At 64.2% G+C, this 23,341-nt stretch carries 14 protein-coding genes; 7 read left to right on the top strand and 7 right to left on the bottom strand.

All coding sequences use genetic code 11. The annotated features are described in order from the left end of the window. The first annotated feature begins 36 nt into the window (after positions 1 to 36). A complete protein-coding gene (locus tag DM872_RS17925; protein ID WP_179060741.1) occupies positions 37 to 1,548 on the top strand; it encodes a transglycosylase SLT domain-containing protein in 1,512 nt (503 codons plus the stop codon). Between the two features lie 55 nt (positions 1,549 to 1,603). On the opposite strand, the gene DM872_RS17920 is transcribed toward DM872_RS17925, so the two are convergent. Together DM872_RS17920 and DM872_RS17915 are read right to left on the bottom strand one after the other, a co-directional pair. Next, the gene (locus DM872_RS17920) at positions 1,604 to 2,104 is read right to left on the bottom strand and encodes an outer membrane beta-barrel protein (RefSeq protein WP_179060740.1); all 501 of its coding nucleotides are present in this window, start codon (positions 2,102 to 2,104) and stop codon (positions 1,604 to 1,606) included. Positions 2,105 to 2,142: 38 nt separating this feature from the next. Then, positions 2,143 to 2,820, bottom strand: a complete 678-nt coding sequence (locus DM872_RS17915) for a DUF3313 domain-containing protein (RefSeq protein ID WP_179060739.1) — start codon at positions 2,818 to 2,820, stop codon at positions 2,143 to 2,145. A 288-nt stretch (positions 2,821 to 3,108) separates the two neighbouring features. On the opposite strand from DM872_RS17915, the gene DM872_RS17910 reads away from it, so the two are divergent. Next, complete coding sequence (locus tag DM872_RS17910) at positions 3,109 to 3,966, top strand: transcriptional regulator (protein WP_179060738.1); 858 nt, start codon at positions 3,109 to 3,111, stop codon at positions 3,964 to 3,966. Continuing rightward, positions 3,963 to 4,433, top strand: a complete 471-nt coding sequence (locus tag DM872_RS17905; protein WP_179060737.1) for a hypothetical protein — start codon at positions 3,963 to 3,965, stop codon at positions 4,431 to 4,433. The genes DM872_RS17910 and DM872_RS17905 overlap by 4 nt, the downstream gene beginning before the upstream one ends. Before the next feature lie 60 nt (positions 4,434 to 4,493). Here the strand turns inward: DM872_RS17905 and DM872_RS17900 are convergent, their stop codons facing one another. Then, positions 4,494 to 4,751 carry a hypothetical protein gene (locus DM872_RS17900; RefSeq protein WP_179060736.1) on the bottom strand — a complete coding sequence of 86 codons (258 nt, stop codon included), beginning with the start codon at positions 4,749 to 4,751 and terminating at the stop codon, positions 4,494 to 4,496. A gap of 567 nt (positions 4,752 to 5,318) precedes the next feature. Between DM872_RS17900 and DM872_RS17895 the strand changes: the two genes are divergently transcribed. Together DM872_RS17895 and DM872_RS17890 are read left to right on the top strand one after the other, a co-directional pair. Next, complete coding sequence (locus tag DM872_RS17895) at positions 5,319 to 6,392, top strand: hypothetical protein (protein WP_179060735.1); 1,074 nt, start codon at positions 5,319 to 5,321, stop codon at positions 6,390 to 6,392. After that, positions 6,392 to 6,814 carry a hypothetical protein gene (locus DM872_RS17890; protein WP_179060734.1) on the top strand — a complete coding sequence of 141 codons (423 nt, stop codon included), beginning with the start codon at positions 6,392 to 6,394 and terminating at the stop codon, positions 6,812 to 6,814. Before DM872_RS17895 ends, DM872_RS17890 begins: the two co-directional genes overlap by 1 nt. 4 nt (positions 6,815 to 6,818) lie before the next feature. Here DM872_RS17890 and DM872_RS17885 read toward each other — a convergent pair whose 3' ends face one another. The 4 genes from DM872_RS17885 to msuE all read right to left on the bottom strand — a co-directional run bounded on the left by DM872_RS17885 (position 6,819) and on the right by msuE (position 10,913). Further along, a complete protein-coding gene (locus DM872_RS17885; protein WP_179060733.1) occupies positions 6,819 to 7,940 on the bottom strand; it encodes a sigma-54 interaction domain-containing protein in 1,122 nt (373 codons plus the stop codon). Further along, on the bottom strand, positions 7,937 to 9,121 hold the full coding sequence (locus DM872_RS17880; protein ID WP_179060732.1) for an acyl-CoA dehydrogenase family protein: 1,185 nt from the start codon (positions 9,119 to 9,121) through the stop codon (positions 7,937 to 7,939). Before DM872_RS17880 ends, DM872_RS17885 begins: the two co-directional genes overlap by 4 nt. A 69-nt stretch (positions 9,122 to 9,190) precedes the next feature. After that, positions 9,191 to 10,339 (bottom strand): FMNH2-dependent alkanesulfonate monooxygenase, encoded by a 1,149-nt coding sequence (ssuD, locus tag DM872_RS17875; RefSeq protein ID WP_179060731.1) that lies wholly within the window; start codon positions 10,337 to 10,339, stop codon positions 9,191 to 9,193. Between the two features lie 10 nt (positions 10,340 to 10,349). Continuing rightward, positions 10,350 to 10,913 carry an FMN reductase gene (msuE, locus tag DM872_RS17870; protein ID WP_179060730.1) on the bottom strand — a complete coding sequence of 188 codons (564 nt, stop codon included), beginning with the start codon at positions 10,911 to 10,913 and terminating at the stop codon, positions 10,350 to 10,352. 283 nt (positions 10,914 to 11,196) lie between these two features. Here msuE and DM872_RS17865 point away from each other — a divergent pair, with 283 nt between their 5' ends. Continuing rightward, positions 11,197 to 12,261 carry a sigma-54 interaction domain-containing protein gene (locus DM872_RS17865; protein ID WP_179060729.1) on the top strand — a complete coding sequence of 355 codons (1,065 nt, stop codon included), beginning with the start codon at positions 11,197 to 11,199 and terminating at the stop codon, positions 12,259 to 12,261. An 824-nt stretch (positions 12,262 to 13,085) separates the two neighbouring features. Next, the coding region (locus DM872_RS17860; RefSeq protein WP_179060728.1) for a peroxidase family protein at positions 13,086 to 23,341 on the top strand (10,256 nt) is incomplete at its 3' end.

Genomic DNA, 23,341 nt, shown 5'->3' with positions numbered 1-23,341 from the left:
CCGCGGGCGGATCTGAATCCGAATACAGGAACTCCCATGGCAACTCGTAGAGGGCGCACCTCGCTGCGCTCGTTCCCGGGCCTGATCGCCCTGCCGGCCGGCCTGCTGCTGGGCGTCCTGCCGCTGGCCCACGCCGTGCAGCAGACCGTCGCGCCGATTGCAGCGCCGATGCTCGCACCCGAGCCGCCGCCGAATCGAACCTATGATTTCGAATGCCTTCGCGAGCGCCGCACCATCCGCATCCTGGTCCCTTACAGCCGCACCTTCTTCCATATCGAGCAAGGCCGCCAGAAGGGCGTCAGCCATGAAACCGGACTGGCGTTCGAACGCTGGCTCAATCAGCGATACCCGCGCCGGAGTGGTGGTTCGCGCTGGCACGTGATGTTCATCCCGGTGAGCCGCGACCAGTTGCTGCCCAGCCTGATCCGTGGCGTCGGCGACATTGCCGCAGGTGGTTTGGTGGCAGACGAGCGTGCACGCTTCGGTGGGCAGGTGGTCATGGCGTCCGGCGAGTTCCGCAGCGAACCGGTGCTGGTGAGCGGCCCCTTCGGCGCGAAGCTTGCGCGCCTCGATGACCTGGCCGGCAAGGAGGTCGCGGTACCCGCGCTGAGCCATGATTTCTGGGGACTGGTGGAACTGAGCCGGACCTTCAGCGAGCGTGGTCTGGCGCCGATTCATCTGTTGCCCCAGTCCGAAGGCATCGAGCCCGAGGAGCTGCTGGGACGGGTGAATGCCGGGACGCTCGCCGCAGCCGTGGTGGACCGGCGCGTGGCGAAAGCCTGGCAGCCGACCTTGGGCAACCTTGCGATCCAGCCCCTCGGGTTCTCCTGGGGTGGCCCCTACGCCTGGGCCGTGCGCGACGGCAATCCCGAGCTGCGTGAAGTGCTGGCGGAGTTTTTCAGTGACCAGCAGCGCGGCAGGCGCCCGGCGCGAGCCTGGAAGGAAGAGCGGCTGGAGGCCGGACGCTTTCTCGATGAACCGGCTTCAGCCGACGAACTGCGTCGTTTCCACCGGCTCAATCGGGCCTTCATCGCGTCCGCCGAGCGCCATGGCCTGGACCCCCTGATGCTGATGGCCCAGGCCTTCCACGAATCGCGATTCGACCAGCGTGCGCGCAGCAACCAGGGCGCGGTGGGGGTGATGCAGGTGCTGCCGAGTACTGCGGCGGACCCGAACGTGCGGGTGTCAGGCGTAGGCAGCAGTGCGGAAAGGAACGTCGAAGCTGCCAGCAAGTACCTGCGTTTTCTCGCCGACACCTACCTGGACGACCCGGCGCTGACGCCGGACAACCGTATGTTTCTGCTGCTTGCGGCCTATAACGCCGGGCCCGGCAATTTGCAGAAGATCAGGCGCATGGCGCGGGAAAGTGGTCTCGACCCGGATCGCTGGTACGGCCATGTGGAGCGGATGGCGGCCAGGGAACTGGGGCGTGAAACCCTCGATTACGTGAGCAACGTGTACAAGTACTACGTCTCCTACCGATTCGCCCAGGAGCGGGAGGAAATGCAGGCGGAAAGCCTGTTCGGCAGGCTGGAAAAAAGGGGCTGATATGCAGCCCCTGGGAAGGAGCGGCTCGCTGCCGAGGCAGGAGCCGCACGGGGAATCAGAAGAGCACGTAGGCGCTGGCGCTGGTCTGGTCGAGTTCGATATCGCCGACCTTCAGGACTTCCTGTTCCAGGCGCACGCCGACGTTGCGGAACACGTCCACTTCGACGCCGAGACCGTAGGTCAGGTCCAGGTCGCTGCTGTCACCGGCGCTGTCGTCGTCGGCCTCCCAGGCATGCACGCCGGCACTGGCGAACAGGCGCACGCGGTCGCCCACCGGAACGCCGAAGTGGGCGGCGGCCTGCAGGGAGTGGCCGTCGAAATCGGCGCGCTCGCCTTCGAAGCTGCCCAGGTCGACCCATGCGCCTTCCACTGCCAGGTAGGGGTTGAAGCGGTAGCCGACGTAGGCCTTGTAGCTGTTGTCGTCGTCGCCGATGGTGCGCTCGTCGATTTCGACCCGGGTCACGCCGCCGCCCAGATACAGGCCGCGGTCATCCGCGAAGGCGCTGAGGGAGCTGAAGGTGAGGAGGGCGGCTGCCAGTTGTTTGCCGAATTTCATCGTTTGTCCTGTTGGGTTGGTTGGATTGGAGCGGGGGATCAGGCCGATCCTTTTGGCCGGAACTCTCTGTCCAGGCGTTCGCGAATCTGCAATGCGCTCGCGTCGAGGGCCGGGTAGATGTCCTCGACCGTGGGTTTGTCGGATTGCCCGACGTTGCGACCCTTGGCGCGGTCGACGGCGCGAGCGAGGGTTTCGCCGCTGGTGCCGTCGCGGACTTCGCTTTCGAAGAACACATAGAGGGTTTCATCGCGCACGCCGGTGACGTGCAGGGAGAGGCCGATCAGCATGCCGATCGGGATGTACTCCGTGACGTTCGGATCACGGGGTTTACGCTGGAGATCGGCGATCGAGACACGCAAGGACAGGGCCCCCGGTGTGGGCCGGTTCACCAGGCGGTAGCCGGCTGAGGACAATTGCCGTTCCAGCTGGCCTCGGAAGTGGAGGAGCAGTTTGTTGATATCCGCATCGGACTCGCTGAAAACCTGCTCGTTATTGGCGAGTGACTTGGGCAAGTCGATGAATATCGATTTGTCATGTTTGCTTGAAAGTGGCGCTGGATATTTCTTCCAGGCAATGGTGCCTTCGTCTCTTTCAATGATTTGCAACGGCGCAGTGGCGGGTCGTGTCGATAGTTCGGTCGTATCGATGGCTGGAGCCATCGAACAGCCACACAGCACCATCGAAAGCGAGAGGATGGAAAGTTCTTTGATATGCATGTGAATTCCTGTTGGGGTCGCGCCGGGCCGGCCTGCTCGATGCACCGGGGAGTGGTCGCAGGCACGAACGCAATCCGGCTTGCCGTCAAGCGGTTCGCCCGGATGAAAGAGCACGTGAAGCCTTGCTTTCGCGCCCTTTCCGGCGCCCATGCACTGTGGGCCAAGGGCGGCCAGAACAAGAATCAAAAATCGTTATTTGTGCCGTGTGGTGCGCAGCTGGGAGTCGATGTGCGAGAGAATCCGCATCATTCCTGTGGTTAATGAAATCAATAAGCTCAGAAAAGATTCATGAAAAACCAGTTCAAGTTCTTCCTGAAAAGTGGCGGAGCAGTGTTGTTCGAAGCCGCAAACAACCAGTTGCATATAAGTTCGAATGTGGGTGAACCGCGCACGGTGACACTTTCCTATTCGGAATCCCGCTTGTTGCAACTTCTGCTGGATAAACCGGGGGAAACCCGCAGTCGCAACGAAATCATGGAATACGCCTGGGATAACCGTGTGGTTGCCGCCGGAAGTCTGAACCAGGCGATATTCACCCTGCGCAACCTGATCGAAGACGGCACCGACCACGAGTTGCTGCAGACCGTCCCGCGCCGGGGTTATCGATTCAACGCGCAACAGGTCGCTGACGAAGCCACGCCGTCGTCCGCATCGGCGTCTGCGCCGGGCGTCGCCGAGGTCGTGGCCGAGGCGGACGCGGAGCAGGCCCCGACGACCGCCGATTCTCCATCCACCGCCCCACGGCATCGGCTGGCAAACCTGCTCCGCTCGCCGAAGCTGCTGGTGCCTGCCTATGTATTGATGTGCTGCCTGCTCGCGCTGGTGGCGCTGTATCGCCTGGGCGTCTTCGATGACGCCGCGTCGGAGCTGGTGATCGAAGACGTGGCGGCCGGTCACATGACCTACCACTTCATCGGCGACAGCGCCGAGGAGAACGCCAGGATTCGCGAGACCTTCAAGCCGGCGCTGGATGCCCGCGAGGAAGGCCTTGCCGGACATATCTGGATCAATCGCTCGAACCGCCTCTACGACCTGGCCTGCGTTCGTACCGATGGCACCACGGAGAACCTGATCTTTCTCGAGGACAACAAGATGGCCAACCTGCAACTGGAAATGGTCCGTCGCTGCATGAGGGGCTGGCCATGATGCTGCGCCGCTACAAACACGCCTTCATCCTCGGTGGGCTGGCCTTGCTGGCCGTGGCCGGCCTGGTGTTCGATCGCCCCGCCTACAGGCTCGGCGTTTCCTACCACGGCACCAGCGACATCGTGCTCAACGACGGTGCGCGGATTCGCCTGGAAGAGCGGCTCATCATCGGTGAAAAGATGAGCTTCGCTGCCATGGAACGCGTCGCTTCGGAGGTCAACTACGCGTCGCTGGTGGCGGATGTCCTGCATTTCGGACCCCGCAGTATCGATGTCCGCCTGCAGAAGGCCCAGACCAGCCGGGCCCGGCCCATGGAACGGATGAGTGAGATTCCCGATGTGATGTTCGGCCGTCAGTACGGCCTGGCGACGGGGGCGACGATGCGGCTGGAATTCCTGCCGGCGCCGGAGGGCGCAATCTGCTACTACGCGCGGGAGATCGACAACTTCCGTTGCCTGAACCGCTGAACTGCCGCCTGGCGCGCGGAGCGGTGGCAATGGCTGGCCACCCTCCGGCGCCTGCCCCGGTCAGGCGATTTCCGGCAGGCGAAGTTCGGTCACTTCCTTGAGCTTCCCATCCAGGGTGCGGGTTTCCACGCTCAGGATGACCATGGGCCGCTCGGTGCGAACGACCTTGATGCGCGTGAGGGTATCCGGGGTGTTCTGGATGACCAGGGATTCCCCGACATTGCGACACAGGACCAGCATTTCAGGCACTCCGTTGAAGTAGTCACGGCATCGATTTTCGAAGCCGCCGTAGGCCTGATGCGAATCAAAAATGCTCATTGCTGTTGGGCCCCTGCACCGGGCGGACTTCGGGACGCGTTCGGAAGAGGGTGATTACCGGCATCGCGGAGTATCAGGGCAGCCCTTCGGCCTGCTTGGCGAATGAATTGGCTGTGTCCGCATTAAGTGTTGCAAGTGGCTGCAGTGCCCGTAGGAGCTGGCTTGCCAGCAAATGGCCCCGTTTCGCTAGCAAGCCAGCTCCTACAAGGCTCCTGGACCGATGGCCGATCTCTGGCAACAGCTAACGCAGACATAGCCAATGAATTCGCCCCCACAGGAAGGGTGCCCCCGGGACGTACGGAATCTCCGGCGCGAGTCACCCCTCTCCTCTTCAGGGAGAGGGGCCGGGGGAGAGGGTTGCCTCCGGCTGGCACGAGCGCATTGAAGGCAAGGTATCCGTAGAGCGGAGTCCACAGGCAGCACCCTGCTAACGCCAAATGAACATTGCTGATTTTGATTTCCGCGCGCGCCCTTCAAGAATCCGCTCGTCCCGCGGTCGATGACCCGAGGGAGGCTCGGGCCTCCCTGAACATCCGGGGCCTGTCTTGCTACCAGAAGGGGCGTTGAATGAAGTTCATACCTGTCATCCGGCTGATCTGCTGGATCGTCTGTTCGGTCCTGGTGGCCGTCTCGTTCGGGGTCATGCGCAACTCCGTCATCGGCGGCTTGCTGATGCTCTCCGGTGCGATCTGGCTGTGCCCCGCCAGCTGGCGGGCAATCGAAAGCCTGACCGGAAAAGGGTGCAGCGTCGCTGTGGTCGTGCTCTCGGTGCCGCTGTTCCTGCTGGGCCTGCACATCACCACTACCGCCCGCGAGCTGACCAGTACCCCCGCGCCACAGCGCATCTACTCCGAGGGTGAAGCCTCAACGCGACAGGATGCGGCGGACCATCCGGAAGTGAATCCGGGCGCCCTGAATTTCTTCCGGCACATCATGGAGCAGGACTACCTGGTCGCCCTGGCCGGTGGAAAGTCGGCGCTGAACGAGCTGGCGATGGTCAACCCGGTGGAGCGCATGCCCAGCTCGCGCCTGGCGCAGTTATACGAAGGTGACGAGGACGCCGTGGACCCGTTCTTCAAAGGTCGCAAGCTCATCGTCACCGGTGAGGTCCTGGGCGTGCGCGTCGACTATGCCGACGACGTGGTCCTGGAACTGCCTGGCGCCCATCCGCAGTTGAACGTGCAGGCGGAGCTCCACAGCGATCCGCGCAAATATTCCGAGCCGGTGGTCGAGGGCAAATACGTGGACCTCTACTGCACCGTTTTCGGCAAGGTCTCCGACGACAGCGCCAGCAGCCTGTATCTGAAGGATTGCACCGAGGTCGATTTCACGCCCGACGCCAAGGCCTATGCCGACAACCTCACCGAAGCCCTGCGCGGCTGGCTGCGCACAGGCGGCAAGCACATCTTCCCCAACGACAACGCGGCGACCTACTTCCTGGTTTCGTACCTGGCAGGCACCCAGTTGCCGCCTGAAAACCCCTGCCTGCGGGAGGACGCCGCGCTGGAAGCGTGCGTGAAATCCCTGGACAACATGCAGGCCAGCGCCCTGTTCGAGAATGCGCGTGGCGACCTGCGGCGCTGGCAGGAATGGCTCGGCCTGCCGACCCCGGAAGGTTACGGCCAGCTGAGTAGTCGCTGATGGACCTGGGCTTTCGGGGCCTGGCGCTCTGCTGCCTGTTCGGGCTGTCGGCAGTCGGCCCGGTGCAGGCGGCGGACGTTCACCTGCGCGGACATTGGCAGCAATTCATTGACGAAGAAGACAGCCTCGTCGGCGTGTTGAGCCGCGACGAGGAGGGCGAGGCGGTGGCCGCCGAGCTGTACTTGCAGGCCTTTCGCAATGGTGTCGCCATCGGCGAGGAGGTACATCGCTTCGCCCTGCCGGAAACGGTCCGACTGTTCGCCATTCCCCTGGAGGACGACGTCGATTGCTACCGCGTGCTGGGCGTCGTCGGCCTGGATGCCGAGGATGAACCCGTCAGCGCCCAGGATGATTCCCCGCCCGGCACGGGGGAGTGCGACGCCCCGGATTCATTGCCCGCCGGCGCCTTGCTACCGAGCTGAGCTTTCACACCGACAACTGCACTTCCCGCTGGCCATCGATGCGCTGCGCGCCGCGCCGGCTCACCACCAGCTCGCCGATGGCGATCAGGCGGCTGCGGGTGACGTTGCGGCTGAGGCCCAGCAGGTTGGCGGTGTGCACCTGGTTGTAGTGGCAATGGCGATAGGCCGCGCGCAGTAGCGCGTCTTCGACCTTCTGGTGGAGGTCGCCAGCTTGCTCTTCGAACAGGCGCTGGAACGCCTGTTGCAGTTGCGCCTCGGCACCCCCTTCGACGCCGCGCGGTTCTTCCGGGCGGTCGATGCGCAGGTTGGACAGGTGCAGGTCGGCTGCCTGGATCACGCCATCGCGGCAGATCAGCAGGGTGTGGTGAATGACGTTTTCCAGCTCGCGGATATTGCCTGGCCAGGAGTAGCCGCGCAGTTTGCGTTCAGCGTCGGGGCTGAGCTCGCTGCGGCCATAGCCCAGGCGCCGGCTGTATTCGTCTATGAAGTGACGGGTCAGCGGCAGGATATCGCCGGGGCGCTCGCGCAGCGGGCTGAGCTCCAGGCTGACGACGTTGAGCCGGTAGTAGAGGTCCTCGCGGAAGTGCCCGGCGTTGATGGCCTTTTCCAGTTGCACGTTGGTGGCCGCCAGCACGCGCACATCGATGGGAATGCTCTTGCGCGAGCCGAGGCGCACCACCTCACGCTCCTGCAGCACACGCAGCAGCTTGACCTGAATGGGCATCGGCAGGTCGCCGATCTCGTCGAGGAACAAGGTGCCGCCGTTGGCCGCCTCGAACCATCCCGCCTTGGCCGCCAGGGCGCCGGTGAAGGCGCCTTTCTCATGGCCGAACAGTTCGGCTTCCACCAGGGATTCGGAAAACGCGCCGCAGTTGACCGCTACGAAGGGGCCGTCACGGCGACTGCTGAGGTTGTGCACATGGCGCGCCACCAGCTCCTTGCCGGTGCCGGTCTCGCCGATGATCAGCACGCTGGCCTCGCTCGGCGCCACTTGCTGGAGGTGCGCCAGCAGGGACTGGGACTTCGGGTCCTCGAATACCTGGGCGGTGGCCCTGACCGAAGTGGCCAGGGCCGGGGAGGGGGGCAGCGTGAGCAGGTTGGAAGAGGCTTGGCGCGGTGCTTTCATGAGTAGAAGGTCGGCTTCGGCAGGGTCTGGTTGAGGGCCCACTCGCCCAGTTCGCGGACCTTGTAGTCCACCGGGTCGTGCAGGGTCTGGGTGCGCAGGTTGCGCCAGTGGCGATCCAGGCGCAGGGCGGCGTGGGTGGAGCGTGCGCCGGTGACTTCGAACAGGCGGCTGCACAGGTCGAGGCCGGTGCGGCTGGCAGCCACCTTGGCGGTGGCGATGGCCAGGGCCAACTCGCCGCGCTGGACCTCCCCGAGGTCTGGTCCCTGGTTCCACGCGGCGTCGAGCAGGCTGGAGGCGCGTTGCACCAGCGCGCGAACACCTTCCAGGCCAACCCAGAACTCGCCGTAGTGGGCCAGGACGTAGGGGTCTTCGCCGATGTGGCTGGCGGGCGATTTGAACCAGGGCCGCGCCTCCTTGAGGGTGTAGGCGCGGGCGTCCTCGAAGGAGCCTTCTGCAATGCCCAGGTAGATGTGGGTGAAAATCAGCTGGGCGATCAGCGGGCGCAGGCAGGCGAATGGCGTGCTCAAGGGGCCCGGGTCCAGCAGCAGCTCGTTTTCTTCGACCCGCACGCGCTCGAAGAGGGCGCTGCCGCTGTCGGTCTGGCGCTGGCCCATGTTGTCCCAGTCATCCGCCAGGCTGATGCCGCTGCGGGCGGTGGGGATGGCGGCGATCAGCAGCTTGCCGCTCTCTTCATCGAGGCCGGAGGCGATCAGCATCTGCGAATCCAGCGCGCCCGAGCAGAAGCTCTTCTTGCCGGAGAACTCGCGCCAGCCGGCGAACTTCTTCACCGTGGTACGGGTGTCCAGCGGGTTCAGGGCGTTGCCCCAGAACCAGCGATTGCGTGCGGTGAGTTGGAACCACGGCTGCCATTGTTCGGCGCGGGAAAACAGTCGCACCGTGGCCAGCATCAGGTGCTGGAAGCCGAAGACATGGGCGATGGAACTGTCCACGCGGGCGAACTCGCGTATCACATCCAGGGTGGTCTGCCAGTCGTGACCCAGGCCGCCATGTTCCTCAGGAATGATCAGTGACAGCAGGCCGCTTTGGCGGATCGCGTCGCGCTCGGCCTTGGGCGTGCCGCCACGGGCGTCGCGTTCGGCCGCGGTTTCGGCGAAGCCGGCCGCCAGCTCGCGCGCAATCTGCAGCGGTGTGGGGCGGGTGAGATGCTGCGGGGCATTCACGCGGATTACCTCTTCAGGTGGATTTCTTGTCGTTGCATCGCCCCTTCGCCGGGAAGGGGCGGGGGCAGTTCAGCGGGCGGCGGCGGTCTTGGGCAGCACGTCGTTGGCGATCATCTCGCCGAAGGGACCGGTGAGGTTGGTCACACCGCGTCCGGCCAGGCTCGCGTAAGGCTCGGGCAGTAGCGGGAACACCAGCTCGGCGAAGCGGTAGGCCTCTTCCAGGTGCGGGTAGCCGGAGAAGATGAAACTCTCGATGCCGAGGTCCGCGTACTCCTTGATGCGCTCCGCCACCTGCTGCGGATCGCCCACCAGGGCAGTGCCGGCGCCACCGCGTACCAGGCCGACGCCGGCCCAGAGGTTGGGCGCGATCTCCAGGTTGTCGCGGCGGCCGCCGTGCAGCGCGGCCATGCGCCGTTGGCCCTCGGAATCGAAGCGGGCGAAGGACTGCTGGGCGGCGGCGATGGTGTCGTCGGAGATGTGTTCGATCAGCTTGCTGGCGGCGCGCCAGGCTTCTTCCTCGGTTTCGCGGACGATCACGTGCAGGCGGATGCCGAACTTCACCGTGCGACCGTGGCGGGCGGCGCGTTCGCGCACATCGGCGATCTTCTTCGCCACCGCTGCCGGTGGTTCGCCCCAGGTCAGGTAGACGTCCACCTGCTCGCCAGCCAGGTCATGGGCCGCATCGGAGGAGCCGCCGAAATAGAGCGGCGGGTAGGGCTGCTGGAGCGGCGGGTAGAGCGCCTTGGCGTTCTCCACCTGGATGTGCTTGCCCTCGAAGTTGACCGACTCACCTTGCAGAACACGGCGCCAGATGCGCAGGAATTCGTCGGTGACTTCATAGCGCTCGGCGTGGCTCAGGTGGATGCCGTCGCCACGGTTCTCGTCGGGGTCGCCGCCGGTGACCACGTTGATCAGCAGACGGCCGCCGGAAAGGCGGTCGAGGGTCGCGGCCATGCGCGCGGAAACGGTGGGAGAGATGATCCCCGGACGGATCGCCACCAGGTAGCGCAGGCGTTCGGTCAGTGGTGCCAGGGCCGAGGCCACCACCCAGGAGTCCTCGCAGGAGCGGCCGGTGGGGATCAGCACCCCGTAGTAGCCGAGGCTGTCGGCGGCTTGTGCCACCTGCTTGAGGTAAGGCAGGGAGACCGGTCGGGCGCCCTGGCTGGTGCCAAGGAAATGACCATCGCCGTGGGTGGGGAGAAACCAGAAAACGTTCATGTCAGGTCCTTCAGGCAATCTTCAGCAGGTCCGCGGCAGCGCCGGGGAACAGAGGCGCTGCACGTTCGGCGGCGAGCTGGATGCGGGCGTTCAGCGCGTCACTGCTGATCTGGTAGTCGTCGAAATCGGACTCGGAGGCGTAGACGCCGATGGGCAGGGTCAGCGACTGGAAGAAGCTGAACAGCGGACGCAACTGGTGGTCGAGGACCAGCGCATGGCGCTCGCTGCCGCCGGTGGCGGCGAGCAGCACCGGGGTGTCGATCAGGGCGTTCTGGTCGATCAGGTCGAACAGGTGCTTGAACTGGCCCGGATAGGTGCCGCGATAGACCGGGGTGGCCACCACCAGCAGGTCGGCGGATTCGATGGCGCGCAGTTCATGCTCGACGGTCTCCGGCAGTTCCTTGCGGGACAGGGCGCCGCCTACCGAGCGAGCGATGTCGCCCAGTTCGATCAGGTGACTCTGGATGGTCAGGTGCTGGCCCAGTTCGGCGACGATGGCCTGGGTCAGGACCAGGGTGCGGGAAGGGCGGAAGGTGCTGCCGGTGACAGCGACCACTTTGATCGGCTTGGTCATGGGGAATCCCTTGTGATGTTGCTCTGTGTGCAGCAGGACAGAGCAAAGGGCGTACCAAGGCGAAAAGTGTGCTGAATCAGGGCAGTTCAGCGCTGTTTTCCGGTTTTTGTTGGTGAATGGGCAACAGTTGTGCTGATGAAGTGTTGCTGTGGCAACACTTCTGCGGGGTATTCGGATAGCTCTTATATGCGAAATTGGAATATATAAATATCAATCAATAATTTTTTTATCTATATGTGTTCGGGCATCATTCCCCTGCGCTATCGGCTGCCAGGAATGCACCATGTCTCTGCTTACTCTCCCCAATGCCCGTGAACTGACCAAGTCGGTACGGGCAACCGTGCTGGTCTTCAAGGACCCGGCATCCCAGGAACTGCTTGGCCGCATCGAGCGCCTGGCACCCAGTGAGGCCAATGCGCTGATCATCGGCGAGACCGGCACGGGCAAGGAGCTGGTGGCCCGGCATATCCACAATCTCAGTCGCCGCGCTGGCGGCCCGTTCGTGGCGGTGAATTGCGGCGCCTTTGCCGAAACCCTGGTGGAAAGCGAATTGTTCGGCCACGAGAAGGGTGCCTTCACCGGTGCCACCCAGGCCAAGGCCGGCTGGTTCGAGACGGCCAACGGCGGCACCTTGTTCCTCGATGAGATCGGCGACCTGCCGCTGAACATGCAGGTGAAGCTGCTGCGAGTGCTGCAGGAGCGGGAGGTGGTACGACTGGGCTCGCGCACGCCGATTCCAATCGACGTGCGCCTGGTGGCGGCGACCAACGTGAACCTGGCGGATGCCGTGGTGGCGGGGCACTTTCGCGAGGACCTGTTCTATCGGCTGCATGTGGCCAGCATCAAATTGCCGCCACTGCGCGAGCGCAAGGGCGATGTCCTGCCTCTGGCGGAGTTCTTCCTCGCCGAACATTCGCGGCGCCTTGGCTACACGCCCGCGAGCCTGAGCGAGGGGGCTGAGCGCAAGCTGCTCGCCCACAGCTGGCCGGGCAACATCCGCGAGCTGGAGAACTCCATCCACCACGCCCTGCTGGTTTGCCGCAATCGCGAAGTTCAACCCGGCGACCTGCAACTGGTGGAACTGCGTCCGGCCTCGATTCGCCAGGACGTGCCGTTACAGCCCGTTGGACTCGAGGCCGCGCTGGAAGCGCTGTTCGAGGAAAATCAGCCTGACCTCTACGAGAAGATCGAGGAACGGTTGTTCCGCACCGCCTACCGCTTCTGCCACGGCAACCAGTTGCAGACCGCCCGCTTGCTGGGCATCAGCCGCAACATCGTGCGGGCACGGCTGGAGAAGATCGGCGAACTGGAAGTGGCGAGTCGTACTCCCAGCGTGCGTCTGGCCTGAACCCCTTTCTTGCGCCCCTCATCATGGGGCGCATGCGGACTTGTAGGAGCGAGCTTGCTCGCGAAGCTTCTGAGCCGCCCCTTTCGCGAGCAAGCTCGCTCCTACACAAAACCCCTCCTGCTTTGGCCATTCAGGCAAAAAGCACGGTTTTTTGACTCACCTATTCGCCGATTTTGCAAGCATCTACCTGATGCTTCCGGGCGGTGGCAAACAGCGGATCAACGGAAGATGGATGGCTGAAAGGCTCTAGGACGGGCTTTTCAGCGTTGGGTAATGGCCCCGAAAAGGGTGGGGATGGCCCCGTAATGGCGTGTACTTCTCATCTTTGTAAGCACATGTTTCATATTTAAAACATTAAAAAACAATAAGTTAACTAATCAAAAAGAGCAAAAACCGTAGGAATGACGGTCGCTTGACAGTGTTTTTGGCCGAATCTTTAGTCAGGTGTGTAAGAAATTGTTTCGTGCCGTGGGCAGCTGCATCGTGAGGGCGCTGCAGCCTTAGCCGGGAAACAATAAAAGCTAGGGAGAACGTCATGAGCACTGTCCATTCAGCTCCATTCCAGGCGGCGATTCCGCCCATCTCTTCACATCTCTCCGAGTATCACGGCCCGCCGGGTCGTTGACCTTGGTGCCGGTACATATTGCCGGCACCTTCAGGGATAGAACCTCCTGCTGAAGAGCATGAACTGCGCTAGCACCAGCGTCGCTTCAAGGTAGGCGTCATCTAGTCCCCCAAATCCCGAAGTCAAGTCGAAAGCGTGGCGCCTGACCTTGCTGCCATGGCGCTCGCCCCTACTCAGTCGGAATTGAGGAATCAGCAAAATGGCCAATTTCAACCTCGCGGACCTGGATTTCATCCTCCAGCAGATTCTCATCGCTGAAGCACACGCTTCCGGTGAGGACCTTCGCGACTTGCTACCCAACGTGCAGGTGCCGTTCGGCCTGCGCACCATCGATGGTTCGTTCAACAACCTGTTCGCCGGCCAGACCGAATTCGGCGCTGCGGACAACATTTTCCCGCGCCTGCTGGACCCGGTGTTCCGCCCTGCGGAGGCGGGAACCTCCTACGCGCAGACGACCGGAACGGTGATCGACTCCCAGCCGCGCACCATCAGTAACCTGATTGTCGACATGACGGCCAACAACCCGGCAGCGGTGGCGACGGCCTTCGACCCCGGCCTGGACGGGACCCTCGGAACCGCCGACGATGTGCTCAAGGACGGCGCCCAGATCGTGACCAGTCCTGGCCTCGATGGCCTGTTTGGCACGGCCGATGACACACCGACCTTCTTCATTCCCAACGTCGCGCCGGATGCCGGACTCTCGGCCCCCTTCAATGCCTGGATGACCTTCTTCGGGCAGTTCTTCGACCACGGCCTGGACCTGGTGACCAAGGGCGGCAACGACATCATCTTCATCCCGTTGCAATCGGACGACCCGCGCTTCGTCGCCGGTAGCCCGACCAATTTCATGGTGCTGACCCGTGCCACCCAGTTCGGCGGCCCCGGCCTGAACCAGAACACCACCTCGCCCTTCGTCGACCAGAACCAGACCTACAGCTCACACCCCTCGCACCAGGTGTTCCTGCGTGCCTACGAGATCGGCGCAGACGGCCATCCACACGCGACCGGCAAGCTGATCACCAATCGCTCGCTTGGCGCCGATGGTGACTTCGGCACCGCTGATGATGTGGAAATCGGCGGCATGGCCACCTGGGCGGTGGTCAAGGCCCAGGCCCGCGACATCCTCGGGATCAACCTGACCGATGCCAACGTGTTCGATGTGCCGCTGCTGGCCACCGATGCCTACGGCAACTTCATCAAGGGGCCGAACGGCTTCCCGCAAGTGGTGATGAAGGGGGCCGATGGTCTCGCCGGCACTGCGGACGACGTCCTGGTGGAAGGCAATCCGCTGGCGCCCATCAGCCTGGCCAATGCGGTCGGCACCGGTCATCAGTTCCTCATCGATATCGCCCACAGCGCCGACCCCTCGGCCGCAGCTGGCCTGGTTCGCGACAACAACGGCGTGATCGGCGGCGTGCAGCCGGCCGGTACCTACGACGGCGAACTGCTGGATGCCCACTACATGGCCGGCGACGGACGGGTCAACGAGAACATCGGCCTGACCACGGTGCACCATGTGTTCCACTCCGAACACAACCGCCTGGTGGAGCAGACCAAGACCACCCTGCTGGCTTCCGGCAACCTGGCCGAGCTGACTCCCTGGCTGATGCCGGGTACCGCGCCCGCCGTGTTCCCCACCACGCCCGCGGCGATCGCCGCGCTGGATTGGAACGGCGAGCGGCTGTTCCAGGCCGCCAAGTTCGGCACCGAGATGCAGTACCAGCACCTGGTGTTCGAAGAGTTCGCCCGGACCATCCAGCCCCAGGTCGACGAATTCCTGGCGCCGTCCGGCTATGACACCACCATCGATGCGTCCATCGTCGCCGAGTTCGCCCACACGGTTTACCGCTTCGGCCACTCGATGCTGACCGAGACCATCGACCGCTTCGACCCGAACTTCAACCCGGTCACGGTCGACCCGCTGCACCCGACCAACGACCAGCAGATCGGCCTCATCGCCGCCTTCCTCAACCCGCTGGCCTATGCCGCCAGCGGCCCGAGCGCCGAAGCGGCGGCGGGTGCCATCGTGCGTGGCCTGACCCGCACCGTGGGCAATGAGATCGATGAGTTCGTCACCGAGGCCCTGCGCAATAACCTGGTGGGCCTGCCGCTTGACCTGGCAGCACTGAACATCGCCCGTGGCCGCGACACTGGTGTCCCGTCGCTGAACGCGGCGCGTCGCGAGTTCTTCCAGATGACTGGCGACGAACAGCTGACCCCCTATACCAGCTGGGTGGACTTCGCCGATCACCTCAAGCACATGGAGTCGCTGATCAACTTCATTGCCGCCTACGGCACCCACACCAGCATCACGGGTGCCACTTCCCTGGCGGCCAAACGCGCGGCCGCCACCCTGCTGGTACTGGGGGGGGCCGGTGAGCCGGCCGACCGCCTGGACTTCCTGCACAGCACGGGCGCCTGGGCCAGTGCCGCCAACGGCGTGACCACCACCGGCCTGGACCTGGTGGACTTCTGGATCGGCGGCCTGGCCGAAGAGAAGATGCCCTTTGGCGGCATGCTGGGCTCGACCTTCAACTTCGTCTTCGAGACCCAGTTGGAGTCCCTGCAGAATGGCGACCGCTTCTACTATCTGTCGCGCACCGCGGGGATGAACTTCGGCACCGAGCTGGAGAACAACTCCTTCGCCAAGCTGGTGATGCTCAACACCGACGTCACCCACTTGCCGAATGCGATCTTCTCCACCCCGACCTGGACCCTCGAGGTCAACCAGGCCGCGCAGCACACCGGCCTTGGCGTGGACGGCCGCGCCGACCCCACTGGCGGCATCCTCATCAACGGCGTGGAAATCGCTGCGCTGGTGATGCGCGACGACCCCAACACCGCAGCCGTGGAAACCAACTACCTGCGCTACACCGGTGAAGACCATGTGGTGCTCGGCGGTACGGCGAACAACGACACCATCATTTCCGGCGAAGGTGACGACACGCTGTATGGCGATGGCGGCAACGACGTGCTGGAGGGCGGTTACGGCAACGACACCGTCATGGGCGGCGCAGGTGACGACATCATCACCGATGCCGGCGGCGACAACCGCATGGAAGGTGGCGACGGCAACGACGTGATCCACGTCGGCAACATGATGGCCGGCGGCGCCGGCAACCTGATCCTTGGCGGCAACGGCAAGGACTTCATCGTCACCATCGAAGACATGTCCACCACCTTCGGCGGCCAGGGCGACGACTTCATCTACAGCGCCAAGACCAGCCTGCCACCCACTGGTAACGAGGGTAACGACTGGATCGAGTGGGGTACCCAGGACGGCGCGCCCGGCGACAACTTCGCGCCCCTGCTGGCTGACAACGTGATCGGCCACGACGTCTTCATCGGCGGCGGCGGCTTCGACGAGATGATCGGGGAGGGCGGCGACGACATCTTTGTCGGCAGTGATGCCCAGGACAAGATGGACGGTATGTCCGGCTATGACTGGGTCACCTACAAGAACGACACCATCGGCGTCACCGTCGACCTTTCCCTGGCGGCATTCCTCGGCATCGGTGAAGTGGGCGACCACATCGCCTTCCCGGTGGCCCAGTCGCCGGCCTCGATCTTCGACCGTTTCGCCGAAGTGGAAGGCCTTTCGGGTTCGGACTTCGCCGACATCCTGCGTGGTGACGACGTCGATCCGACCACCATCATCAACCACGGCGGCGCCACTGGCGGCGCGCTGACCAATCTTGACCTGATCACTGGCCTGCGGGCGTTCCTCGGTAACCAGGCATCGGTCGGTGCGGACGCCATCCTCGGCACCGCCGACGATCTGGTGGATACCTTCATCGGCGGCAATATCATCCTTGGCGGTGGCGGCAGCGACATCATGGAAGGTCGTGGCGGCAATGACCTGATCGATGGCGACCTGTGGCTGAACGTGCGCATCAGCGTACGTGCCAACGCAGACGGCACTGGTGCGGAAATCGCCAGCTTCGACAGCATGGTGGACCTGATCCCACTGATGCTGAACCACACCTTCAACCCCGGCCAACTGGTGGCCGTGCGTGAACTGCTCAATGGAGGTGCTGACTTCGACACCGCCAATTACCAGGGCCGTGCCGCCGATTACACGGTGGTGACCAATGCCGACGGCTCGGTCACCGTGACTGACTCGGTGGCTGGCCGTGACGGCATCGACCGGCTGACCAACGTCGAGCGCATCCAGTTCTCCGACGGTAGACAGGTTCTGGTCACCGGCCTCAACGCCGAGCCGACGGGTTTGTTGACCATCAGCGATGCCAATGGCGGCGGCCTGCAAGTGGGCGATTTCCTCACGGTTTCGGCTGCGGGGATCAACGACAACGACAACCCCGGCGGTGACATTACCGACGTCAACTACGTCTGGCAGGTCGAGCGCAATCCGGGCACCGGCGTCTTCGAGGACATCATTGCCGCCCCGGCGGGCGACCTGGCCTTCCAGAGCGCCAACGGCATCCGCTTCCGGATCACTCCAGACCTCGCGGGCCTGTCGCTCCGGGTCAAGGGCGTCTACCAGGATGCCAACGGCGTGACCGAGCAGGTGTTCTCCGCGCCCTCCGCTGCCGTGGCAGCCTTCACCCCGCCGCCGCCCACCCTGGTGGTCGACCCGGGGCCCGGCGTCGCCCAGAGCGGCCCCGGCATTCAACTGGTACGCGGAGACCTGAACTTCATTCTTGACCAGATCAAGATTGCCGAAGCCCACGCCGGTGGCGCCGACCTGCTGTCGCTGCTGCCCAATATCCGCGCCTCGATGGGCCTGCGTACGGTAACCGGTGAGTTCAACAACCTGCTGAACTTCTCCGGTATCGACCAGAGCCAGTTCGGTGCTGCCGACAACACCTTCCCGCGCCTGCTGCCGCCGGAGTTCACCAACGAGAACGATGAAGCACCGTTCCTCGGTGTGACCAACACCAACTACAACTCCTCCACCAGCGTGGTGGACAGCGACCCACGTACCATCTCCAACCTGATCGTCGACCAGACCAACAACAACCCGGCAGCCGTTGCGGCGGCCGCGGGGACTGATGGTTCGACCGTGGTGACCAGCCCGGGCCTGGATGGTCTGTTTGGCACCGCCGATGACCAGTTGGTGAACTTCATCCCCAACGAGATGCCGGATGCCGGCCTGACTGCGCCGTTCAACGCCTGGATGACCTTCTTCGGGCAGTTCTTCGACCACGGCCTGGACCTGGTGACCAAGGGTGGCAGCGGCACTGTGTTCATCCCGCTGCAACCGGACGATCCGCGCTTCGTGGTGGGTAGCCCGACCAACTTCATGGTCCTCACCCGCGCTACCCAGGTGGGTGGCGTGCCCGGGCAGAACGAGAACACCACGTCGCCCTTTGTCGACCAGAACCAGACCTACAGCTCGCACCCATCGCACCAGGTGTTCCTGCGCGAGTACGTGATGACGGCCAATGGTCCGGTGGCCACCGGTGAGCTGATCACCAACCGCAACCTGGGCGCTGACGGCCAGTTCGGTACCGCCGACGATGTCGAGATCGGCGGCATGGCCACCTGGGCGGTGGTCAAGGCGCAGGCCCGCGACATGCTGGGGATCAACCTGACCGATGCCAACGTGTTCGATGTGCCGCTGCTGGCCACCGACGACTATGGCAACTTCATCAAGGGGTCGAATGGTTTCCCGATGGTGGTCTTCGTGGGCCCGGATGGTCTGCCGGGTACTGCGGACGATGTGCTGGTCCAAGGCGACCCGACCGCCAACGGCGGTCTTGGGATCAGCCTGACCGGCGCGGTGAGCACCGGTCACCAGTTCCTCATCGACATCGCCCACAGTGCCGACCCCACCGGTGGCCTGACTGCCGACGCCGACGACATCGTCAACGTGGGCACCACCCCGGCGGCGGGGACCTACGACAACGAGCTGCTCGACGCGCACTACATGGCCGGTGACGGCCGGGTCAACGAGAACATCGGCCTGACCGCTGTACACGCGATCTTCCACTCCGAGCACAACCGCCTGGTGGCGCAGACCAAGACCACCGTGCTGGCCAGCAACGACCTGGCGTTCCTCGCCGAGTGGCTGCTGCCGGGTACCGCACCGGCTGTGTTCCCGACCACGGCTGGCGAAATCGCTGCCCTGCAGTGGAATGGCGAGCGGCTGTTCCAGACCGCCAAGTTCGGTACTGAAATGCAGTACCAACACCTGGTGTTCGAGGAGTTCGCGCGGACCATCCAGCCGAACGTCGACCCGTTCTTCGCGCCGACCCAGGTTTATGACGTCAACCTCGATCCCTCGATCGTCGCCGAGTTCGCCCACACGGTTTACCGTTTCGGCCACTCGATGCTGACCGAGACGGTCGACCGCTTCGACGCCAACTTCAACCCGGTCACGGTCGATCCGCTGCACCCGACCAATGACCAGCAACTGGGCCTGATCGCCGCCTTCCTCAACCCCCTGGCCTATGCCGCCAGCGGTTTGACTCCGGAAGACGCCACCAGCGCCATCATCCGGGGCGTGACGCGCACCGTGGGTAACCAGATCGACGAGTTCGTCACGGAGGCCCTGCGCAACAACCTGGTGGGCCTGCCGCTCGACCTCGCCGCACTGAACATCGCTCGGGGCCGTGATACCGGCGTGGCAACGCTCAACCACGCTCGCGCGCAGTTCTATGAAGCCACCGGCGACGCCAACCTGAAGCCCTACGTCAGCTGGGCCGACATGGTGCTGCACCTGAAGCATCCGGAGTCGCTGATCAACTTCATCGCGGCCTACGGTACCCATGACTCCATCGACGTAACAGCAACCACCCTGGCCGAGAAGCGTGCCGCGGCGACCGCCATCGTCCTGGGAGGGGCAGGGGCGCCTGCCGACCGGCTGGACTTCCTCAACAGCACCGGCACCTGGGCTGGCGTGGAAACCGGCCTGAACCTGGTGGACTTCTGGATCGGCGGCCTGGCCGAGAAGGTCACGCCGTTCGGCGGCATGCTCGGCTCGACCTTCAACTTCGTGTTCGAGAACCAGCTGGAGAAACTCCAGGACGGTGACCGCTTCTACTACCTGGAGCGTACCGCCGGCCTGAACTTCAATGCCGAGCTGGAAGGCAACTCGTTCGCCAAGCTGATCATGGCCAACACCACCGCCACCCACCTGCCGGGCGTGGTCTTCCTGACCCCCGCCTTTACCCTGGAGGTCAACCCGCTGCTGCAACACACCGGTCTCAACGAAGCGGGGGCCGATGGCATCCAGGGCACCGCGGACGATGTCGTCGGCGCAGACGGCATCGCCGGCAACTCCGACCCGCTGGGGGACAACCCGCTGCTGCCGCTGGTGGTACGCGACAACCCGGACACCCCCGGGACCGATACCAACTACCTGCTGTATCGCGGTGCCGACCATGTGGTGCTGGGTGGTAGCGCCGGTAACGACATCCTGCGCTCCAGCGAGGGCGATGACACCCTCTATGGCGACGGCGGCAACGACCGTCTGGATGGCGGCTACGGCAATGACTTCATTAATGGTGGCGACGGCGACGACATCATCACGGACGTGGGTGGCGACGACAACATCAAGGGTGACAACGGCAACGACGTGATCCAGGGCGGCAACGGCGTCAACCTGATCCTCGGCGGCTTCGGCAATGACTTCATCATCACCGGTGAGGACGCCAGCGAAGCCTTCGGTGGCCAGGGCAACGACTTCATCCTGGGCTCGAAGGCCAACGAACAGGACATGGGTAACGAAGGGGACGACTGGCTGGAAGCCGGCACCTCCGACGGCGCCCCTGGCGACAACTTCGATCCGGCCGGCAACGACCCGATCGCCGGCAACGACGTGTACATCGGCAGCGGCGAGAACGACAAGTTCAACGGCGAGGGCGGTGACGACATCATGGTCGGCAGCGCTGGCCAGGGTGATCGCTACATCGGGTCTTCCGGCTACGACTGGGCGACCTTCAAGAACGATACCCGTGGTGTCACCATCGACATCAGCGATCGCTTCTTCGATCAGCCGCAGCAACCGGGCTCGGGTGCGTCGGTGCTGGCCCGCTTCGACTTCGTCGAGGGCCTGTCGGGATCGGCGTTCGGTGACGTGCTCAGTGGCGACGATTCCGACGCCACCAGTCTGCCGACGGCAGGCGCCAAGGGCAGCGTGCTGACCAACATCGGCCTGATCGCCGGGCTGCAGGAGTTCCTGGGTGCCGGTGTCACCTTCTTCGACGGTGGCAACATCATCCTCGGCGGCAGCGGTAGCGACATCATCATGGGACGGGGTGGCGATGACCTGATCGATGGTGACAAGTGGCTGAACGTACGCATCAGCGTGCGCCAGAACGTCGATGGCAGCGGTCCGGAGATCGCCAGCTTCAACAACATGACCGACATGGTGTCGCTGATGGTCAACGGCACCTACAGGGCGGGGCAACTGGTGGTCGTGCGGGAGATCCTGCAGGGCACTGCTGCGTTGGATACTGCGGCTTATCAGGGGCTTTCCTCCGAGTACGACTTCACCGTGAACCTGGATGGTTCAGTCACTGTCACCGACCTGGTGGCCGGCCGTGACGGCACCGACCGCCTGACCAGCATCGAGCGCCTGCAGTTCACCGATGGAATCATCGACCTGTCCGGCACCGATGCACGCCCGGTAGGCGTCGTGAGCATCAGTGACGGCACGCCTGAAGTCGGCTCGCTGCTGAGCGCATCCCTGGCGGGTGTCACCGACGCCGACAACCCCGGTGGCGTCATCACCGGTCCGGTGTCCTATTACTGGCAGGTGGAAACCAATCCGGGTACCGGCATCTTCGAAGATATCGTCTCCGTTGCCGCCGGTGAGGTGGCCCGCGCCACTGGCCGGACCTTCCGCATCACGGAAGACCTGGCCGGCCTGGCCCTGCGGGTGATGGCCATCTACAAGGACGCCAATGGCGTGCTGGAGACGGTGCTGTCGAATGTGACCGATCTGGTTTCGGCCACGCAGGTCAACGATGCGCCGACGGGGGCACCGGTGATCAGCGATACCACGCCGACCCAGAACCAGCTGCTGACGGCCTCGCGGGGTACGGTGGCGGACGTCGATGGCACGACGACCTCGGTGTTCGGCTTCCAGTGGCAGTCGTCGAACAACGGCACCACCTGGGGCAACATCGGTGGTGCCACGACGGCCACTTTCACGCCGGGAACGGCGCAGGTCGGGCTGTTCCTGCGGGTGGTCACCAGCTACGTCGATGACAGTGGCTTCAACAACTCGGTGGCGTCGCTGGCGACGGCGCGGGTCGGTGGCATCTTCAACGGCGGGCCTGGCAATGACACGCTGACCGGTGCGGCCGGTGACGACCTGATCAGTGGCGGGGCCGGCAACGACACGCTGAGTGGCGGCGCGGGCAACGACGTGCTCGATGGTGGGGCCGGCAACGACACCATGTCCGGCGGCTTGGGCGATGACACCTTCGTGGTCAGCAATCCCGGCGACGTGGTGAACGAGCAGAACGGACAGGGCACTGACCTGGTCTGGACGACCCTGGCGAGCTACACCCTGACCGCCAACGTCGAGAACCTGGTCTATGGCGGAAGCGGCAACTTCGCCGGCAACGGCAACGTCCTGGCCAACACCATTACCGGTGGCGTCGGCAACGACACCCTGATGGGCGGCGCCGGCGCCGACAACCTGGTGGGTGGGGCCGGCAACGACACGCTGGATGGTGGTTCGGGCAACGATACCCTGGCCGGTGGTCTGGGTGACGACACCTTCGTGGTCAGCGATGCGGGCGACGTGGTGGTCGAGCAGAACGGGCAGGGCACCGACCTGGTGTGGACAACGCTGACCACCTTCACCCTGGGTGTGAACGTCGAGAACCTGAGTTATGGCGGTGCCGCGAGCTTCACCGGTAATGGCAACGCCGTGACCAACGTGATCCGGGGCGGCAACGGTAACAACGTGCTGCAAGGCGGTGCCGGTAACGACATGCTCGTGGGTGGCCTCGGGAACGACACCTTGGGTGGCGGTTCCGGCAACGACACCATGATCGGTGGACAGGGGGACGACATCTACGTGGTGACGGAAGCCGGGGATGTGGTCATGGAGCTGGCGAACCAGGGCGCCGACACGGTGTGGACGAACCTGGCGAGCTACACCCTGGCGGCGAACGTCGAGACCTTGCTGTCGGGAGGCGCCGGCAACTTCAGCGGCACCGGCAATGCCTTGGCGAACACCATCAACGGCGGTGCGGGTAACGACACGCTCAACGGTGGTGCGGGTAACGACACGCTGAGTGGCGGCGCGGGCAACGACACCTTCGTGTTCGGCGGGAACTTCGGCCAGGATCGCGTCCTCAGCTTCGATGCCAACCCGGTGGGTGGCCAGGACCTGCTGAACGTGGCGTCCCTGGGCATCACCGCGGCAAACTTCGCAGCCAACGTGGTGATCACCGATGTCGGGGCGGATACCCGGGTGGCGATCGGCGCCAACAGCATCACTCTGGTGGGTGTGACGGATGCCACCAGCGTGAC

The organism is Pseudomonas taiwanensis (genome assembly GCF_013393345.1).
In the GTDB taxonomy this organism is placed as follows: domain Bacteria; phylum Pseudomonadota; class Gammaproteobacteria; order Pseudomonadales; family Pseudomonadaceae; genus Metapseudomonas; species Metapseudomonas resinovorans_C.
The sequence above is the reverse complement of the archived record's forward strand: the minus strand, read 5'-3'. Positions and strand labels throughout refer to the sequence as shown.

Bases quoted from the DNA above. Each gene is read 5' to 3' on its own strand.
- DM872_RS17885 (WP_179060733.1), bottom strand. From the start codon at position 7,940: ATGAAAGCACCGCGCCAAGCCTCTTCCAACCTGCTCACGCTGCCCCCC.
- DM872_RS17895 (WP_179060735.1), top strand. From the start codon at position 5,319: ATGAAGTTCATACCTGTCATCCGGCTGATCTGCTGGATCGTCTGTTCG.
- DM872_RS17890 (WP_179060734.1), top strand. From the start codon at position 6,392: ATGGACCTGGGCTTTCGGGGCCTGGCGCTCTGCTGCCTGTTCGGGCTG.
- ssuD (WP_179060731.1), bottom strand. From the start codon at position 10,339: ATGAACGTTTTCTGGTTTCTCCCCACCCACGGCGATGGTCATTTCCTT.
- DM872_RS17900 (WP_179060736.1), bottom strand. From the start codon at position 4,751: ATGAGCATTTTTGATTCGCATCAGGCCTACGGCGGCTTCGAAAATCGA.
- msuE (WP_179060730.1), bottom strand. From the start codon at position 10,913: ATGACCAAGCCGATCAAAGTGGTCGCTGTCACCGGCAGCACCTTCCGC.
- DM872_RS17920 (WP_179060740.1), bottom strand. From the start codon at position 2,104: ATGAAATTCGGCAAACAACTGGCAGCCGCCCTCCTCACCTTCAGCTCC.
- DM872_RS17910 (WP_179060738.1), top strand. From the start codon at position 3,109: ATGAAAAACCAGTTCAAGTTCTTCCTGAAAAGTGGCGGAGCAGTGTTG.
- DM872_RS17925 (WP_179060741.1), top strand. From the start codon at position 37: ATGGCAACTCGTAGAGGGCGCACCTCGCTGCGCTCGTTCCCGGGCCTG.
- DM872_RS17865 (WP_179060729.1), top strand. From the start codon at position 11,197: ATGTCTCTGCTTACTCTCCCCAATGCCCGTGAACTGACCAAGTCGGTA.
- DM872_RS17905 (WP_179060737.1), top strand. From the start codon at position 3,963: ATGATGCTGCGCCGCTACAAACACGCCTTCATCCTCGGTGGGCTGGCC.
- DM872_RS17915 (WP_179060739.1), bottom strand. From the start codon at position 2,820: ATGCATATCAAAGAACTTTCCATCCTCTCGCTTTCGATGGTGCTGTGT.